We start from the raw sequence: 354 nt of genomic DNA on the forward strand, positions 1-354 counted from the left end.
TCATCTTCCACAACCATTTTCCAGTTGTAGAACTGTGGGTCAGCCAGTTCCTCGAAGCGGTAAGCCCACTTGTCTATGACTTGGCTGTTCTGTGGTTGCGTAAGACGAGCGAAGATTTCAGCCGGTGTCAGCGTGTCCTGTGGACGGAAGTGCTGCCCATATCCGAAGATACAACGACGAGCATAACCAGTTTCGAGGAAGTCATAGAACTGTTCTTCCACCAGTCCACCATCCAAGAGCTTGGACGGAGTACCGAACAGGAGCATATTGGCCGGTGTCTTACCGTCAACTTCCTCTGTTCTCTGGCTCTCTGCTGTGTTCTTGGTCAGCTTCTGCTTGACCATACCCTGATCG

The 354-nt window shown here is 51.4% G+C and carries 1 protein-coding gene; it reads right to left on the reverse strand.

The window, feature by feature from the left end; all coding sequences use genetic code 11:
* The coding region (locus Q5762_RS37485) for a hypothetical protein (RefSeq protein WP_315896783.1) at positions 1–344 on the reverse strand (344 nt) is incomplete at its 3' end.
* Positions 345–354 lie beyond the last annotated feature (10 nt).

This window comes from Streptomyces sp. P9(2023) (assembly GCF_032436795.1).
In the GTDB taxonomy this organism is placed as follows: Bacteria; Actinomycetota; Actinomycetes; order Streptomycetales; family Streptomycetaceae; genus Streptomyces.